The organism is Hylemonella gracilis str. Niagara R, from assembly GCF_000600295.1.
Lineage (GTDB): Bacteria > Pseudomonadota > Gammaproteobacteria > Burkholderiales > Burkholderiaceae_C > Hylemonella > Hylemonella gracilis_A.
Genome location: NZ_JEMG01000001.1, coordinates 2,815,814 through 2,831,858, shown reverse-complemented (window position 1 = coordinate 2,831,858; position 16,045 = coordinate 2,815,814). Strand labels below are relative to the sequence as shown.

The 16,045-nt window shown below is 63.0% G+C and carries 14 protein-coding genes and 1 riboswitch; of the genes, 7 read left to right on the top strand and 7 right to left on the bottom strand.

Translation table 11 applies throughout. The features are described from left to right. The first annotated feature begins 41 nt into the window (after positions 1 to 41). From modA to modC, 3 genes are read left to right on the top strand one after another with little or no spacing between them, the layout of a single operon-like run. Positions 42 to 812, top strand: coding sequence for a molybdate ABC transporter substrate-binding protein (gene modA / locus AZ34_RS12970; RefSeq protein ID WP_051509807.1), 771 nt, complete (start codon positions 42 to 44; stop codon positions 810 to 812). 9 nt (positions 813 to 821) lie between these two features. Continuing rightward, positions 822 to 1,505, top strand: a complete 684-nt coding sequence (gene modB / locus AZ34_RS12965; RefSeq protein ID WP_035608703.1) for a molybdate ABC transporter permease subunit — start codon at positions 822 to 824, stop codon at positions 1,503 to 1,505. Positions 1,506 to 1,546: 41 nt separating this feature from the next. Next, on the top strand, positions 1,547 to 2,662 hold the full coding sequence (gene modC / locus AZ34_RS12960) for a molybdenum ABC transporter ATP-binding protein (RefSeq protein ID WP_035611703.1): 1,116 nt from the start codon (positions 1,547 to 1,549) through the stop codon (positions 2,660 to 2,662). Between the two features lie 31 nt (positions 2,663 to 2,693). On the opposite strand, the gene AZ34_RS12955 is transcribed toward modC, so the two are convergent. Beyond that, the gene (locus AZ34_RS12955; protein ID WP_035608700.1) at positions 2,694 to 3,617 is read right to left on the bottom strand and encodes a 2-dehydropantoate 2-reductase; all 924 of its coding nucleotides are present in this window, start codon (positions 3,615 to 3,617) and stop codon (positions 2,694 to 2,696) included. Positions 3,618 to 3,706: 89 nt separating this feature from the next. Further along, positions 3,707 to 3,879, top strand: a riboswitch (yybP-ykoY riboswitch). 9 nt (positions 3,880 to 3,888) lie between these two features. Between AZ34_RS12955 and AZ34_RS12950 the strand changes: the two genes are divergently transcribed. Then, on the top strand, positions 3,889 to 4,473 hold the full coding sequence (locus tag AZ34_RS12950; RefSeq protein WP_035608694.1) for a TMEM165/GDT1 family protein: 585 nt from the start codon (positions 3,889 to 3,891) through the stop codon (positions 4,471 to 4,473). A 163-nt stretch (positions 4,474 to 4,636) separates the two neighbouring features. Here AZ34_RS12950 and AZ34_RS12945 read toward each other — a convergent pair whose 3' ends face one another. From AZ34_RS12945 to AZ34_RS12920, 6 genes are all read right to left on the bottom strand, one after another. Beyond that, positions 4,637 to 6,157: a DNA polymerase gene (locus tag AZ34_RS12945; RefSeq protein ID WP_197026553.1), complete on the bottom strand. Its 1,521-nt coding sequence runs from the start codon at positions 6,155 to 6,157 to the stop codon at positions 4,637 to 4,639. A 22-nt stretch (positions 6,158 to 6,179) separates the two neighbouring features. Beyond that, entirely contained in the window at positions 6,180 to 7,841 is a 1,662-nt protein-coding gene (locus AZ34_RS18015) for an RNA-directed DNA polymerase (RefSeq protein WP_197026552.1), read from the bottom strand. A gap of 285 nt (positions 7,842 to 8,126) precedes the next feature. Next, positions 8,127 to 9,251 carry a DNA alkylation repair protein gene (locus tag AZ34_RS12935; RefSeq protein ID WP_035608687.1) on the bottom strand — a complete coding sequence of 375 codons (1,125 nt, stop codon included), beginning with the start codon at positions 9,249 to 9,251 and terminating at the stop codon, positions 8,127 to 8,129. A gap of 51 nt (positions 9,252 to 9,302) precedes the next feature. Then, complete coding sequence (locus AZ34_RS12930) at positions 9,303 to 9,698, bottom strand: DUF1398 domain-containing protein (RefSeq protein WP_035608685.1); 396 nt, start codon at positions 9,696 to 9,698, stop codon at positions 9,303 to 9,305. 122 nt (positions 9,699 to 9,820) lie between these two features. Continuing rightward, the gene (locus AZ34_RS12925) at positions 9,821 to 10,306 is read right to left on the bottom strand and encodes a MarR family winged helix-turn-helix transcriptional regulator (protein ID WP_035608682.1); all 486 of its coding nucleotides are present in this window, start codon (positions 10,304 to 10,306) and stop codon (positions 9,821 to 9,823) included. A 113-nt stretch (positions 10,307 to 10,419) separates the two neighbouring features. Beyond that, on the bottom strand, positions 10,420 to 12,744 hold the full coding sequence (locus AZ34_RS12920; protein WP_197026551.1) for a putative bifunctional diguanylate cyclase/phosphodiesterase: 2,325 nt from the start codon (positions 12,742 to 12,744) through the stop codon (positions 10,420 to 10,422). Positions 12,745 to 12,915: 171 nt separating this feature from the next. Between AZ34_RS12920 and AZ34_RS12915 the strand changes: the two genes are divergently transcribed. From AZ34_RS12915 to AZ34_RS12905, 3 genes are all read left to right on the top strand, one after another. Further along, positions 12,916 to 13,740, top strand: coding sequence for an EAL domain-containing protein (locus AZ34_RS12915; RefSeq protein ID WP_081767209.1), 825 nt, complete (start codon positions 12,916 to 12,918; stop codon positions 13,738 to 13,740). A gap of 236 nt (positions 13,741 to 13,976) precedes the next feature. Beyond that, on the top strand, positions 13,977 to 14,459 hold the full coding sequence (locus AZ34_RS12910) for an NAD(P)H-dependent oxidoreductase subunit E (protein ID WP_051509803.1): 483 nt from the start codon (positions 13,977 to 13,979) through the stop codon (positions 14,457 to 14,459). Next, a complete protein-coding gene (locus AZ34_RS12905; RefSeq protein WP_035608678.1) occupies positions 14,456 to 16,036 on the top strand; it encodes a formate dehydrogenase beta subunit in 1,581 nt (526 codons plus the stop codon). Before AZ34_RS12910 ends, AZ34_RS12905 begins: the two co-directional genes overlap by 4 nt. Positions 16,037 to 16,045 lie beyond the last annotated feature (9 nt).

Here is a 16,045-nt window from a genome sequence, read left to right as displayed (position 1 = left end):
GCTAGATTTGCGTTATTCACGGTTTGAATAGCGATCAATCCATGCTCAAGCATTTCACGATTTCTGTTGTCGGTTTGCTAAGTCTTTTAGGAGTGGCGCAGGCTGGCGAAGTTCAAGTGGCCGTGGCCGCCAACTTCACCGCGCCCATGCAGAAGATCGCCGCCATGTTCGAGGCGGACACGGGGCACAAGGCCGTGCTGTCTTTCGGCTCCACGGGCAAGTTCTACGCGCAGATCCGCAATGGCGCGCCCTTCGACGTGCTGCTGTCCGCCGACGACACAACACCGGCCAAGCTGGAACAGGAAGGGCGGGGCGGTGGCGGCAAGGACCATCGTTACACCTACGCCATCGGCACCCTGGTGCTGTGGAGCAGGCAGCCCGGGCTGGTGGACGCGAAGGGCGAGGTGCTCAGGAGCGGCCAATTCGACAAGATCGCGCTGGCCGATCCCCGGCTCGCGCCCTATGGCGCGGCGGCGGTGGAGGTCTTGACCGCGCTCGGACTGCTTGATGCGCTGAAACCAAAGTTTGTGCAGGGTCAGAGCATCGGCCAGACCCACCAGTTCGTGGCCACGGGCAACGCGGCGCTGGGCTTCGTCGCGCTGTCGCAGGTTTGGGCGCCGGACGAGCAGGGTGGCAAGCTGAAGGAGGGCTCGGTCTGGCGTGTGCCGGCGCGCCTGCACCGGCCGATCCGACAGGACGTCATCCTGCTCAAGACGGGGCGAGACAATCTCGCCGCGGTCGCCTTCATGCAATACCTGCGCGGCGAGAAGGCCCGAGCCGTGATTCGGTCTTTTGCTTACGGTCTCGACTGATCTGGGGCGATGGTGTTTTCCGATGACGACTGGCAGGCCATCCGGCTCACGCTGGAACTGGCCGCGCTCACAACCTTGCTGTTGCTGATCCTCGCCACGCCCCTGGCCTGGTGGCTGGCGCGCAGTGCCTCACGCTGGCGCGCGCCGGTCAGCGCGCTCGTGACCTTGCCCCTGGTTCTGCCGCCCACGGTGCTGGGCTTCTACTTGCTGCTGCTGATGGGTCCCAGCGGCTGGCTGGGGCAGATCACCCAGGCGCTGGGCTGGGGCTCGTTGTCGTTCACCTTCACGGGGCTATTGATCGGCTCGATCGTCTTCTCCCTGCCCTTCGCGGTGCAGCCGCTGCAGCACGCCTTCGAGTCTCTGGGCGCGCGTCCCTTGGAGGTGGCGGCCACGTTGCGGGCGCGTCCGCTCGACGCCTTCTTCACCGTGGCCCTGCCGCAGGCCAAGGGCGGGGTGCTGACGGCGGCCATCCTGAGCTTCGCGCACACCGTGGGCGAGTTCGGCGTGGTGCTGATGATCGGCGGCAACGTTCCCGGGCAGACCCGCGTGGTCTCGACCCAGATCTACGGTCATGTGGAAGCGATGGAGTACACGCAGGCCCACTGGCTGGCGGGGGGCATGGTGTTGTTCAGCTTCGTGGTGTTGCTGGTGCTGGCCGGTCTGCGGCGCGGGCGCGATCGGGTCATGCCATGAACGAACTGGCCGTGAATGACAAGGTGAGGGGCGAGCAGGCCATGCCAGACGTGCCCTTCCAGGTGCGCCTGAGCCTGGCGCGCGCTGATTTCGAATTGAATGTGGACCTCGCGCTGCCTGCGCGCGGCATCACCGTGCTCTACGGGCCTTCGGGTTCGGGCAAGACCAGCCTGCTGCGTTGCGTGGCCGGGCTGGAGCGCGCGGTATCACCCGCTGGGCGCGCACCCGCCCGCGTGGTCGTGGGCCGCGAGGTCTGGCAGGACGAGGCGGCGGGGGTCTTCTTGCCCACGCACCAACGGCCGCTGGGTTATGTGTTCCAGGAGGCCAGCCTGTTCGAACACCTCGACGTGCGCGGCAATTTGCAATACGGGCTGAAGCGTAGCTGGCGTGGTGCGTTCTTGGCCCAAGGTCAGCGAACGCTGGACGAGGCCGTGGCCTTGCTGGGGATCGACCACCTGCTCGCGCGGCGCGTGCAGCAGCTGTCTGGTGGCGAGCGCCAACGCGTGGCCATCGCGCGAGCCCTGGCCACCGGGCCGCGTCTGCTGCTGCTGGACGAACCGCTGGCTGCGCTGGATGCCGCGCGCCGCCAGGAGATCCTGCCCTGGTTGGAGCGCCTGCGCGACGAGTTGCGCCTGCCCATGCTCTACGTCACCCATTCGGCCGATGAGCTGGCGCGGTTGGCCCAACACCTGGTGGTGCTGGACCGTGGACAGGTGAGCACGGCTGGTCCCGTGGAAGAGGTGCTGGCTGCCCTCGACAGCGCGGTGGTCGTTGGTGAAGACGCGGGCGCCTTGTTGCATGGCACCGTGGTCGAGCGCAATGCATCTTGGCTGTTGGCGCGCGTGACATTCCCCGGGGGCGAACTCTGGTTGCGTGACGATGCTGTCGAGCTTGGGCACGCGGTGCGCCTGCGCGTGCTGGCCCGCGACGTCAGCCTGGCCTTGGTCGAACCGCGCCAGACCAGCATCCAGAACCTGCTGCCGGCCGTGGTGGACACCATCGCGCCCGATGCCCATGCCTCGCAGGTGCTGGTGCGCCTGCGCTGCGGCGATTCCCTGCTGCTGGCCCGCGTCACCCGCCGCGCTTGCGATTCGCTCGGCCTGCGCGCGGGGTTGCCGGTCTGGGCCCAGGTGAAGTCGGCTGCGCTGGTGCGCTGACGGCACCGGGCTGCGCGCCGACGGATCGGGATCAGGTCTGCGGTTTGGATTGCGCGGCACGCACGGCCATGTGCGTGTAGGCCAGGCGCAGCAAGTCCACGCCCACGCCGAGCTGGCGGCCACGGCGCGCCAGCGCGCCCAGGATGTGCTCGTGCTCGGTCGGCTGTCCGCCTTGCAGGTCCCGCAGCATCGAGGCCGTGAAGGCCGAACCCGGCTGCGTCAGCATGGCCATGGCCTGGGTTTTGGCCGCGTCGCCCACGGCGTGGCCGTCGGCCTCGGCCACCGCGCAGGCCTGTGCGTACATGGCGCGCGTCAGGGCTTCGCCCTCGCTGGTGGCCACGATCTCGCCGACCGAGCCTTGGCAGACCGTGGTCATGCCCGCCAGCGTGGCGAGGAACACCCATTTGTCCCACAGCACCTGTTCGATGTCCTCGCTGAGCAGGCTGTCGTAACCGGCGCCCGTGCCCAGGGCCGCGAAATCGCGCGCCAGGGGCCCGTGGGCCGGGTCGCGCGCACCGACGGTCAGGCGGTGCAGGTCGCTGAGCTGTTTCACCACGCCCGCGGGTGTGAGTGCGGCCGCGATGTGGGCCACGCCGCCCATGACGCGCGCGCGGCCATAGCGCGCATCCAGCGCCTGCAGGTGGTCGATGCCGTTGAGGAAGGGCAGCAGCACGCCGCGCCCATCGGCGCGGGCCAGCGAGGCCAGCGCGCTGTCCAGGTCATAGGCCTTGGGCGTGAGCAGGATCAGGTCGTAATCCGGCCCCACGGTCTGCGCCGTCACCGTGCGCGGCTGCACGCTGAAGGGGCCGCGCGGCGTTTCGATCTTCAAGCCCTCGCTGTCCACCTGCTGCTTGCGCCGCTCGCGCAGCAGAAAGGTGACGTCCGCGCCGGCCTGGATCAGGCGCGCGCCGAAATAACCGCCGATGCCACCGGCGCCAAGGATCAGGATCTTCATGTTGTGGTGCTCCGTTCAAGCGTGGAAAGCCACGCCAGGCGGCATCGTAGGCGATGGTCCGAGCCGCACGCGGACCCTTTGCTAGAATCCGCCTCGTCATTGGGGAGTAGCCGCTCTTCACCGCGAAGAGGTTTGCGTCAACACACTTGGCCCACCGGGTCATGGCGCAAGCAGCTCCTGGCCTGGCAAGACCTTTGACCACGAAGCCTCCGATCTGGCCGGGGATGCGTCGTGGTCAATCGTCTCTCTGTTCCGGCCTTGGACATTTCTCATGGAAGCACTCCTCGTCTCGACTGGTGTGGTGGCCCTCGCCGAAATCGGCGACAAGACCCAACTGCTGGCCTTCATCCTCGCCGCCCGCTTCAAGCGCCCCTGGCCCATCATCGGGGGCATCCTGGCCGCGACCCTGCTCAACCACGCCCTGGCCGGCGCGCTCGGCGCCTGGCTCACCAGCCTGACCAGCCCGCAGGTGCTGCGCTGGGTGCTGGGCCTGTCCTTCATCGCCATGGCCGCCTGGACCCTGGTGCCCGACAAGATGGACGACGACGAGGGCGAGTCCCAGTCCGCGCGCCGGCTTGGTGTCTTCGGCGCGACCTTCGTCGCCTTCTTTCTGGCCGAGATGGGCGACAAGACCCAGATCGCGACCGTGGCCATGGCCGCGCGCTATGCCGACGCCTTCCTGGTCGTGATCGGCACCACCCTGGGCATGATGCTGGCCAATGTGCCTGCCGTGCTGATCGGCGACAAGCTCGCGCACAAACTGCCCATCCGCCTGGTGCACGGCGTCGCCGCGCTGATCTTTGCTGTGCTGGGTGTGGCGACCTTGCTGGGTGCGGGCGCCAGTCTCGGGTTCTGAGAGGTCCCCGTGTTGATGAGCCCAGGGGCGCGCGCTTGGCACGAGGGCTGTGCTGGGAAATCAGAGTCGAGAATGACCCTTGCAGGATGTTCGACGAGTACGGTGACAGGTAGGCAGTCGGCGCTCGCGAGGACAAGGATGGGAATGAATTTGAATATGCCCGTCAATCGTGCATGAAGTTTGCGACTGACGCTTTTCCGGCGATTTTCCCGTCGAAATGCTCAGTAACTACTGCGGCAAACATATTGGCCACTTCGACGGGATCGAAGTTCTCAGGGTGCTGAAATAGCACGGCGTCGTGCATCGGTACCTTTAACTCGACGTTCGTCAAAAGGCTCAATTTCAGCAGCGCCTTCTTAAAAATTAGTGAAGCTGTCCCTTGAACGACTTGGCTCACTGCTGATCGTTTTTCCTTTTCGCTCAATTCATCGGAGCCGCTTCTGGAGAGGTAGTTTCCAAACGCCGTCCCAATTCGTCCGCTAGACTGGAATTCTGTCCATACGCCTGATTTCCAGTTCTCGAATGTGGAGAACTGATTGAAGAAGGCTTTTGCCGCATCTCGTTGAGCCCCGAACTCGACGGCCGCATCAATCAGCCTCTTCCTCTTCATCCCGTAGGCGTAGGATAGAAATAGCCTTTTTGCCGGTTTTCTTTTTGAGGTGTTGGAGAATATTTCCTCTGCGACGAGCGAATAGAGGTCGCCAGACGCGAAAAGATCCAGCATGCATTGGTCGCCTGAAAGTGCGCCCATAATTCCAGCTTCAAATTGACCAAAGTCGACGTATGAAAGTTTCATTCCTTCATCTGCCGAAATGATGTTGCGGTGGCGCTTTGCAAGGTTTTGAAGCGACGGGTCTTTGTAATAAATTCGCGATGTGATCGAGCCAAAATGATCTACGATGGGAAATATCCGCTTCTCGCTAAATGGAATCGCGTTCAGAACTGTTCGGCTGGTGGCAATCTTTCTTAGTTCTAGAAGCCGATCTGAAAATCCATCGGTTGTCGGGACAAAGTTGAGAACATAGTCGACCCCGACGCCGGAAAAGTCAAACCCCTTGGGTGACAAATATTCGATGACCTCATCGTCTGATGGTATTTCGAGCGGTAAAGAATATTCCGCCGAAAACTCCTTTAATGCCATGTAGTAGTCGAACTCGATTCTGTCCTTGTGCTTTCGGAGTGCGGTGCTATTGATTGCTATGCCACGTGCCGCAGAACGAAGCAGATACTCGCTGACGGGTCTTTCGATAGTCGAGTAACGCTCCCATTCATTTGCCGATTTTGCTTTCGCCTCAACATCCTCAGACAGGCGTAGGAGTGCTTCGCCTACGAAGCATAGCGTGGCAGTGTCAAGCAATGCATTCTTGAATACTATATTTCTGTATCTTCTGATCACGTCCTCTTTGAGAAAATCCTGCTCTAGCAGGACGGAACAAACGTCTCGCGAGTCCCGATTTTCTCGATCTTCCCGAAGGCCTGACGTTGAAATTCGCAACTCTTCAACATCTATTACTCTCCTTGGGAGTAATTTAGTTTTTTTGTAGAGAGCGGGCGCAATTAGCCAATAGTCATGGCAAATCATTTCTGATTCTTGTTTGACTACCTCGTCAGCATCGACCTCTTGAACGGAGTCACCTGAAGCGAAGAAGAATCTCTCCTCACCGCGACCGGTGAAATCATTCACGAAAAGTAATGCAATTTTCCCCTCAGTCATATGGATTCAGTTCGTCATACATTTTCGGCATCGGCGTCCGTTCACGTTCCACCAAAGGAGTATTAGCAACGAAATGGCTCCTAGCGCGGTTGACTGTGCCTTTTAGTTTGGGGCCGAGATGTTCGATCACAGGCTTGAGTAGGTCTCGACTTGAATCGCTTGTCGCAAGTAGGTAGTTCCGCTGGTGATAATAGGGCCAGTTGGATCGAAAATCAGCGGCCATGCCTTCCAAGATGCCGACTTCATCTACGCAGCGGAGATATATGAAAGTGGCCGCTACTTCGGATCGCAGGACATCAGATTGAATTCGCTGCGTTGCCAGAGCTACAAGCTTTTGAGTCTTGTATTTGAGGCGTGCCAGAATCAACCACAGATGATAGTTTTGCCAGGAATGAATGGCTCGTTCATGGTCGCAGAGGAATTGCTCTATTCGTTCCAGTTCAGCCGGCAACAGTTCGAGAATACTAAGTAAGCGGCAGTATTGGTCAGTCGATACAGCATGATCTTCTAGGGAGTCAATCAGGAGAGATTTGAGCTGTTCTGCCAAATCGCCTCGTACATCGAAAATCCCGGCATCTACCAGTCTGATCAGTCTGTTTACGGCAAACCTAAACTGCCGTGATTGCGTTTGCCTGGAGTCGATGCATTCTTGGAGTAGTTGGAATATGTATTTGGTCGATCTTATGATCACTCGTCGACTTCTTGAACGCCACATGCTGTCGATGGTGACGCTGCGGTCATCGGAACTTGGAAAGAATTCATTGACGTCGGAAGCCGGGCTCTCCGCCGTAAGAATTTTCGTCTTGGACGAATTTATGTTCATGCCTACCGTGCGCAATTGACCAATTAGCAGCATGGCAGCCTGCCTGGCCGCGCGCGGGCTGTCACATATTATGCGAATGTCGTCGACGTACCGGTAATAGTCGAATCCCAGTCTAACCATCTCGTGGTCGACGGCGTTTAAAACCACGTTGGCGATGAATGATGAGGCATCTCTATTTTGTGGAAGTCCATGCCTTTCGCTATAACCCCAATGGGTCATCAGTTCGCAAAGTGTATTAATCGAATTCCGAATTAGTACCTTCTCTGGGCCTGATGCACTGATTTTGGGAAGCATTTCTTCGAATGCCACGCGAATGCTTTCAATGGTGATGTTTTCAAAATAATTTATTAGATCTGTTGCAAACAGTGCTTTATCGTTTTGAAGTGCCGTCCGCGTTACGCCCTCAAACGTCTGCCATAGCTCGATTCTTCCCTTAAAAAGATCTTTGCCCGATAGTTGCCTTTTGTTGTAGCGATGGCCTAGGACACGATGGGAAAGCAGAGGGTCATAAAACGGTATGAGGTGAGAGCAGATGGCCTGGTAAATAAACCTGTCATAAAAATCCGTCTCAAGAGCGTACCGAACGCCCAGTCCCTTTTTGGGGATGTCGCAGACATTCCTTTTTGATGCTCCGTAGCGACCATTTCCTTCTAGAAGAACTTCGTGCAGAACGTCGCGTAAGGCTTTTTTGCTTGCGAATAGATCGCGATGCTGTAGGACATCCTCGAACCAGTCGTCGCGCATATCTCGATGCAAATGCTGAAGAACAGCGTCTACGTCGATAGGAAATGCAAGTATTTCGATGCGGTCGTAGTCGCTACGTGGTGGCATGGACCCTCCCGATGGTTCTTTATGCTGCAGGCGGGGACTGCAAATACTAAAGGTGACATCGTACTGAATGTAGCCCCAACTGCGTAGGGTGAACCCAGGGCACCACTGAGGTCCCGCGCAGACGTTACTTCCGAGTCCGATACCGCTCCCACTGATCACAATTGTTGAGTGTCTGCTCCGCTGGTCCAGCCTGACCACCTTGGGTTAGAAGCCGCCGCCGCTCGGTCGTTTGGCGGCGAAAGACGGTAACTAGCCTGACGCGGCCAACCTTCCCTAGACCTCGGTTTATTCCGCCACCAGACGGAACCTTCCAGCGCCCACATTCATCCCATTCACCAGTACCTCCACCGCATGCACGCCCGCATAGTGCTTGCGCGTGGTGTAGTCCTGCACGGTCTGCTGCTTGTCCAGCGTCAGCGTGGCGCCGGCTTCCAGCGGTAGCGTGCGCCACTTGAAGACCTTGCGGCTGGTCTCGCCGTTTTTCTTGACGTAGTGGATGGCGTAGTCCACCACCAGTTGCTGCGTCGTGCGCGCGGTGGAGCGCAGCACCAGGCTCAGTCGCAGGCGCTCACCCAGGCGCAAGGTGGCCGGGCGCACGCTGAAATCATCCACCGTGACCTGCGCGTCCGCGCTCGCGCCGATGAGGCCCAGCGCGCGGGGGTGGCCGGCCTTGATGAGGTTGCGCAGCGCGTGCTTGGCGATCCAGGCCGTTTCAGCTTGGTCCGTGGGCCAGCCTTCCAGCAGGTCCAGCATCCACTCGGGGTGGTCCTTGGCGATGTCGTTGAGGTGGTTGGCCACCGAGCGGCGCACATAGTCGCTGGGGTCGGCTTGCAGCCGTTCCAGGATGGGCAGGGCGTGCCGGGGCTCGGCGATGAAGAGCGGCAGCCGCCGCGCCCAGGGCAGACGCGGGCGCGTGCCTTCGCTGGCCAGGCGGCGCACATGGTCGTTGTCGTCCTCGGCCCAGCGCAGCGCGTGGGCCAGGGCGGTGGCCGGGTCCTGCGCGAGGAAGGGTCGCACGGCGAATTCCGAACTGCTGTAGGGCGTGAGCTCGCGCAGCGCGTCCAGCGACAGATCGAAGTGACCGAGGCCATGCCGGCCCACGAACTCCGGCAGCACCAGGCCGGGCAGGCCGCGCGGTGCGTGCGGCGCCATACGGCGCAGCAGGGCCAGGGCGCGCGGGTAGTCCTCGGGCAGGTGCGCGCGCAGGCCGTCGGCCGCGTGGGCGATGCGCGCCATGATGGAGAGATCGTCCAGCCCGCGCCGCGTGCGGGCCAGGAAAGTCTTGCGGTCGAAGGCCGGGTGCACCTGCACCGCAGCATCGGCGATCTGCGCCAGCACCTGGGCGTCGAGCAGGTTCTTGAGCAGGGGGGCGGATTCTTGCGCATCGGGCGCTTTTTTGGAGGGACTCATGCGCGCATTGTGCCGGGCCGGTCCTCACGAAGGCTTGCGCAGGTTTGCATCTCAGTCAGGGAAACGCTCCACATGCATTTCGCCCTTGCGGCCGTAGTAGGTGACATGACGGCTCGCGATCCAGACCGTGTAGCTGGCGCAGCCCGCAGCCTGCGAAAGGGGCTTGAATTCCGGATATTTCACGGTGCCGGCCTGCGCGCCTCGGATGGCGGCCACCATGGCCTCGGCATTGAAATCCGGGGCCACGGGCGTGATCGGCAGTTCAAAGCCGAGTGTGTGCGTTTCGCCGTTGGGCAGGTAATAGGTAGCGCGGGCGGCGCGGTAGTCCATGTGGTAGGCCTCCACCCCGGCGGCCGCCAATTGTCCGATGACCTGGCCGAAAGAGAGTTTGCCGGCATTGGACGCGGCGAAGGTGGATTCGATGCTTGCAAGGGTGCTGGGGGACATGGGGGCACCTGGGTTAGTGTGTTAGGTTTCCTTGGAAACTTATTATGGTTTCCATGGAAACGTTACGCAACAACTGACCGTGGCAACGATGGGTTTAATGGGAAGACGGGGTGGCCTGGGGCTCAGCTCACAGGCAAGGACTTGAGCCCGTGATGCGCCACCAGGGCCTGCATCTGGGCCTGCAGGGCCTGGCGCTCGGCCGCCTTGAGGTGGCCGAAGAAATGTGCCTCGTTGGCGTCGGCCAGCGCGGCCAGGACCGGAACCAGGCGCTTGCCCTTGGGCGTCAGCGCCAGCCACTGATCACGCGCGCTGTCTTCGGCCAGGCGGCGTTCTGCCAGGCCCTTGGCTTCCAGCCGCGTGACGATCTTGGACGCCGCGCCCTTGGTCATGCCCAGGGCGTCGATCAATGCCGCGTGACGCGTTTCCGATTGCTCGTCCAGCGTGCGCAGCGCCGTCCATTCGCTGACCGTGACGTCATGCGTGGCCAGCAGTTCCGCGAAGCGCGCGGACACATGGTTGGAGACGAAGCGTAGCCAGAAGCCGAGGTGGGATTCGAGCGGGCTGGCGACCGCCGGCTTGGCGTTGGAGGGGGTGCTTGTTCTGGCCATCGGGTTTCCCTGGAAACATGCCCAGTATAGAACCGTGGCACGGCCTGTATCTGCTCCATCCGTTCAGCTGGCACCGCCGGCGGCCTGCGAAAGTTGCGGGAACTCGGGGTTCTTCAACGCGTCGGTCTGAGCGCCTCAGCCCGGTGCCCGTGCGGTTGGAATGCCGCCAGAGGCAGGGGGCGCGACACCAGATACCCCTGAACCTCGTCGCAACCCGCCGCGCGCACCGCCTGCATCTGTTCCACCGTTTCAACCCCCTCGGCCACCGTGCGCATGCCCAAGGTGGTGGCCAGTTCGGCGATCATGCGCACGATGGCGCGGGACTCTTCCCTGGACAGCATCTCCGTCACGAACGACCGGTCGATCTTGAGCGTGTCGAAGGGAAAGCTGCGCAGATACGACAAGGAGGAGTACCCCGTGCCGAAATCGTCCAGCGCCAGGCGCACCCCGGTCTGACGGATGGCGCGCAGCAGGCGCAGCGCTTGTTCAGCGTCTTCCATGAAGACAGACTCGGTGATTTCAAGTTCCAGTCGGCTCGGCTCCATGCCCGATGCATCGAGTGCGCCGCGCAGTTGGCTCAGGAAATTCCCGTTCTGCAACTGGGCGGGGGACACATTGACCGCCACGGTGAGGCCCACCAGCTCCTGGGTGCCCGCGCGGCAGGCCTCGCGCAGCGCCCACCGGCCCATGGCGTCGATCAGGCCACACTGTTCCGCCACGGCGATGAACTCGAAAGGGCTGATGGGGCCGAGGGTGGGATGGGTCCAGCGCATCAGTGCTTCCGCGCCAGTGATGCGGCCGGACGCCAGATTCAGCTTCGCCTGCCAGTGCAGCGCCAGTTCGCCCCGCTCCAACGCGTTGCGCAGCCCTTGTTCAATCGCGAGCTGACGCCGGCTGTGCTCACCCAGCACAGGCGTGTAGCGCGCCCATTGTCCGCGGCCCGCCTCCTTGGCCGCGTACATGGCCATGTCGGCCTGCACCAAGAGCCCGTCCAGCGACACCGGCTCGTTGTGGCGCGTGGTCAGGCCCACGCTGGCGCCGACGCGCAGGATGCGCGAACCGACTTCCACTGGCTCGGCCAGGCTGTCCACCACGCGCTGGGCCAGCACCTCCGCCTTGGCCATGTCCTGCGGAGCCGACAGCACGACCGCGAATTCGTCCCCGCCCAGGCGCGCCAGCAACGCGTCCGGTGGCAGGTGCATCCGCAACCGCTCGGTCACCGCCTGCAGCACCGCGTCACCCGCGCTGTGGCCGTGGTTGTCGTTCACCGTCTTGAAGCGATCCAGGTCGATCGCCAGCAGGGCCAAGGGGCGTTTCTGCCCGATCAGCTGGTTCAAGGTGTCGCGCAGCATGAAGCGGTTGGCCAGGCCGGTCAGTGAGTCCGTGTGCGCCAACCGCCGCAATGTTTCCTCGTGCCGCACTTTCTCGGTCACGTCACTCACCACGCCGCGCCAGCCTAGGAACGCACCTTTTTCGTCCACCAGCGGTTTGCCGTTCATGCGCAGATGCACCGTGCCGCGCCCGTCCTGCAATGCCAGGCGCAGATCGCGAAAGGCTTGCTTGGAGGCCAGCTGCTGGCCCAGTTCCTCGGCGCCGCCGATGCAGCGTTGAGACAACTGGTCCAGCAGCAGGCCGACCTCCCGCGCGTCGGGGGGCAGGCCCAGCAGTTCGCGCAGCCGTTGCGAGGCTTGCCGCAGCCGCCCGGTGGCGTCGGTTTCCCAGAGGGCGTCGCCCGCGTTCTGCTCGAAGTCCTGCAAGAGCAGGGAGAGCATTTGCTCCTGCCGCGCCGATTGCGCTTGCGCGCGCAGCAGCGCGGTGGACTTGTACCAATTCACCAGCGATCCCAGCACCACAATGGGCGCGTACAGGCCCACGAGCAGGCCCACCTTGGCGGCTGGCGCGGTGCCGACGTTGATCAGCGCCAAGATGGACCCCAGCGTAATGGCCGACGCCCAGGCAAGGCTGGCATAAGGCAGGGGACTGAGCACGAAGCTGCCGGCACCGAGCATGCCGCTGATCAGCGCGACGAAGGTCAGTTGCTGGCCGACGGTCGCGCCTTCGAACCACAGCAGCGGCAATACCCCCCAGGCGCAGGCCAGCAGCAGGGCGTGCAGGGTCGCGCGGCGCACGCTGCGTGGGGAGGCAGAGAGCACGGGCCGGCCCCGGCGTTGCGCCCAGTTCAGCATGGCCATGCCGCAGACCGCGCAGAGCGCGGCCATCCAGGCCCACAGGCCGGCGGGGATGGCCGGCGCGAACGACCACAGCGTCAGCGTGCCACTGCCGACGTTGGCGAACATCAAGGGGGGGGTCAGCCGGATCACCGAGCTCAGGTGCGCGCCGCGCAAGCGCGCGGCTTCGGGCCCGTCACCGTCGTACATGGCGGCAATGTCCGCACGTAGTTCGTGCAGGGTCTGGGAGCCGAATCTGAACATGGGCATGTGCGCGATCGTTGACTTTTTATAGCACGCGACCGCTGCGTCGGCCTTGACGTTGGTCATGAATTGGGGAGGTGCGTACAAGGGTATACGCAAATCGACAATCTGTCACACCTGTGCGGGCAGTCCCTGGGGTGGCGTGCCGATCGTCCTGCCTCCTGTCACAATGGCCGCATGCGTGAAGACCGAGTCCATGACTTCAATCCGACTTTCCCCCTGGACTTCGTGCCGCTGGCGGGCACCGCGCGGGATTGCGAGGACTGCGGCAAGGCCGAACGGGTGGGTTTCCAGTTCGACTATGCCTTTCAGCCCATCGTGGATGTCCATGCAGGGACTGTTTTTGCACACGAGGCGCTGGTGCGCGGCCCGGAGGGGCAAGGCGCGGCCAGCGTGCTGGCCCAGGTCAACGAGCACAACCGCTACCGTTTTGACCAGGCCTGCCGGGTCAAGGCCATCAAGGCGGCCAGCGAGCTGGGCATCGCCGAGTCCATCTCGGTCAACTTCCTGCCCAACGCCATCTACAAGCCCGAGCTCTGCATCCGCACGACCGTGGAGGCCGCTCGAGTCCATGGTTTCCCCGTGCAACGCATCATCTTCGAGGTGACCGAGGGCGAGCGCATCGAGGATGGACCGTGGTTCGCCGACATCCTGCGTGAGTACAAGCGCTGCGGCTTCATGACCGCCATCGACGATTTCGGCGCCGGTTACGCGGGCTTGAAGTTGCTGTCCGATTTCCAGCCCGACCTGATCAAGCTGGACATGGACCTGATCCGGGGCGTGCAGGTCGACAAGCCGCGCCAGGCGATCGTGCGCAGCATGGTGGCCTTGTGCGCGGACATGGGCATAGCACTGATCGCGGAAGGCATCGAGACCCCGGCCGAACGAGATTTCCTGCGCGACGCTGGCATACGCCTGATGCAGGGTTATCTGTTCGCGCGCCCGGCCTTCCGTTCAGTCGCGCACGTCGACCCCGTGGCGTTCGGCCTCACGGCATCCTGACGAAGCCTAGGGGCGCACCTGCAACGGGTGCGTTCTGATGATCTGCCGGCACCCGCCCTGGGTCGCCAAGACGATTGAAATGGATTCTCATTCGCAAGGGTCGCAGAAAACCAAATCGATACATTCACCGAATGAATCAAAGCATGTCCTAAACAAATTTGCCATTGATCGGTTCCGCGATGAAACTCATCGCACCGACCCGTCCATTCCTGAGGGTCAGACCGAGCGAGGCAAGCATGAACAAGACCACGGGCGCAGCCCGGACCGTACCTTCCACCCCTCAGCAGAGAGCGACGGTGCGCGCGGTGCTCGACGCGCGCAGCCAACAACCCGGCGCTTTGCTTCCGATCCTGCATGACATCCAGGACCAGCTGGGCTACATCCCCGCCGATGTCGTGGCCGACATTGCCGAGGCCTTGAACCTCTCCCGTGCCGAGGTGCATGGGGTCATCACTTATTACCACCACTTCCGCAGCGAGCCCGCCCAGGGCGCCGTGGTCCAAGTCTGCCGGGCCGAGGCCTGCCAGTCCTGCGGTTCCGAGGCGCTGTGGGAACACGCCAGCAAGAAGGCCGCCGGCCAGAACGTGACGCTGGAGCCGGTGTATTGCCTGGGCCTGTGCGCCACCGCCCCCGCCGTGCAGATTCAGGACAAGTTCCACGCGCGCGTGACACCCACCAAGTTTGACCGACTGCTGGCGCAACTGAAGGAGGCCGCATGAGCACCGCCGTGAAGATTTACGTGCCGCGCGATTCGGCCGCCCTCGCGCTGGGCGCTGATGAAACCGCCGCCGCCCTGCTGGCCGAGGCGAAGAAACGCAACATCGCCATCGAGCTGGTGCGCAACAGCTCGCGTGGCCTGTTCTGGCTGGAGCCGCTGGTCGAGGTGACGACCAAGAAAGGCCGCGTGGCCTACGGCCCGGTGCAGGCCGAGGACGTGCCCGGCCTGTTCGACGCGGGTTTCCACAACGGCGGCGAACACAAGCTGGGCCTGGGGCTGACCGAGGAAATCGCTTACCTCAAGAACCAGGAGCGCCTGACCTTCGCCCGCATGGGCATCACCGATCCCGTTTCGCTCGAGGATTACCAGGCGCACGAAGGCTACGCGGGACTGCGCAAGGCGCTCGAGATCAAGCCGACCGACGTGGTGCAACAGGTGCTGGATTCGGGCCTGCGCGGCCGTGGCGGCGCGGCCTTCCCGGCTGGCATCAAGTGGAAGACCGTGGCCGCGGCCCAGGCTGATCAGAAATACGTGGTCTGCAACGCGGACGAGGGCGATTCGGGCACCTTCTCCGACCGCATGACCATGGAGGGCGACCCCTACATGCTCATCGAGGGCATGACCATCGCCGCGATGGCGACGGGGGCGACGCGCGGCTACATCTATGTGCGCAGCGAGTATCCGCACGCGATCGCCAACCTGAACGAGGCGATCGCGCGCGCCACCAAGGCGGGTTTCCTGGGCGACAGCGTGCTGGGCTCGGGCCGGGCCTTCCACCTGGAAGTGCGCAAGGGCGCGGGCAGCTATGTCTGCGGCGAGGAAACGGCCATGCTGGAGAGCATCGAGGGCAAGCGCGGCATCGTGCGCGCCAAGCCGCCGATTCCCGCGCTGCAAGGCCTGTTCGGCAAGCCGACCGTCATCAACAACGTGATCACCTACGCCTCCGTGCCCATCATCCTGGCGCGGGGCGCGGCCTTCTACGCCAACTACGGCATGGGCCGCTCCAAGGGTACGCTGCCCATCCAGCTCGCGGGCAACATCAAGCATGGCGGCCTGGTGGAGAAGGCCTTTGGCGTGACCTTGCGTCAACTGGTGTTCGATTACGGCGGCGGCACGGCCAGCGGCCGGCCGGTCAAGGCCATCCAGGTCGGTGGCCCGCTGGGCGCCTACGTGCCCGAGCAGCACTGGGACCTGCCCATGGACTACGAAGGCTGGACGGCTGTGGGCGCCACGGTCGGCCATGGCGGCATCGTGGTGCACGACGACACCTCCGACATGCGCAAGCTGGCGCGCTACGCCATGGAGTTCTGCGCCATCGAATCGTGCGGCAAGTGCACGCCCTGCCGCATCGGCTCCACGCGCGGCGTGGAAGTCATCGACCGCCTCGCCGAGGCCGATCGCCAGGGCAAGACCGAGGTCAAGGCACAGCAGGTCAAGCTGCTGCGCGACCTGTGCGACACCATGGTCAACGGATCGCTCTGCGCCATGGGCGGCATGACGCCGTTCCCGGTGCTGTCCGCCCTCAACCACTACCCGCAGGATTTCGGCTTGTCCAACCCGGACAAGAAAGCCGCCTGAGTCCCGGAC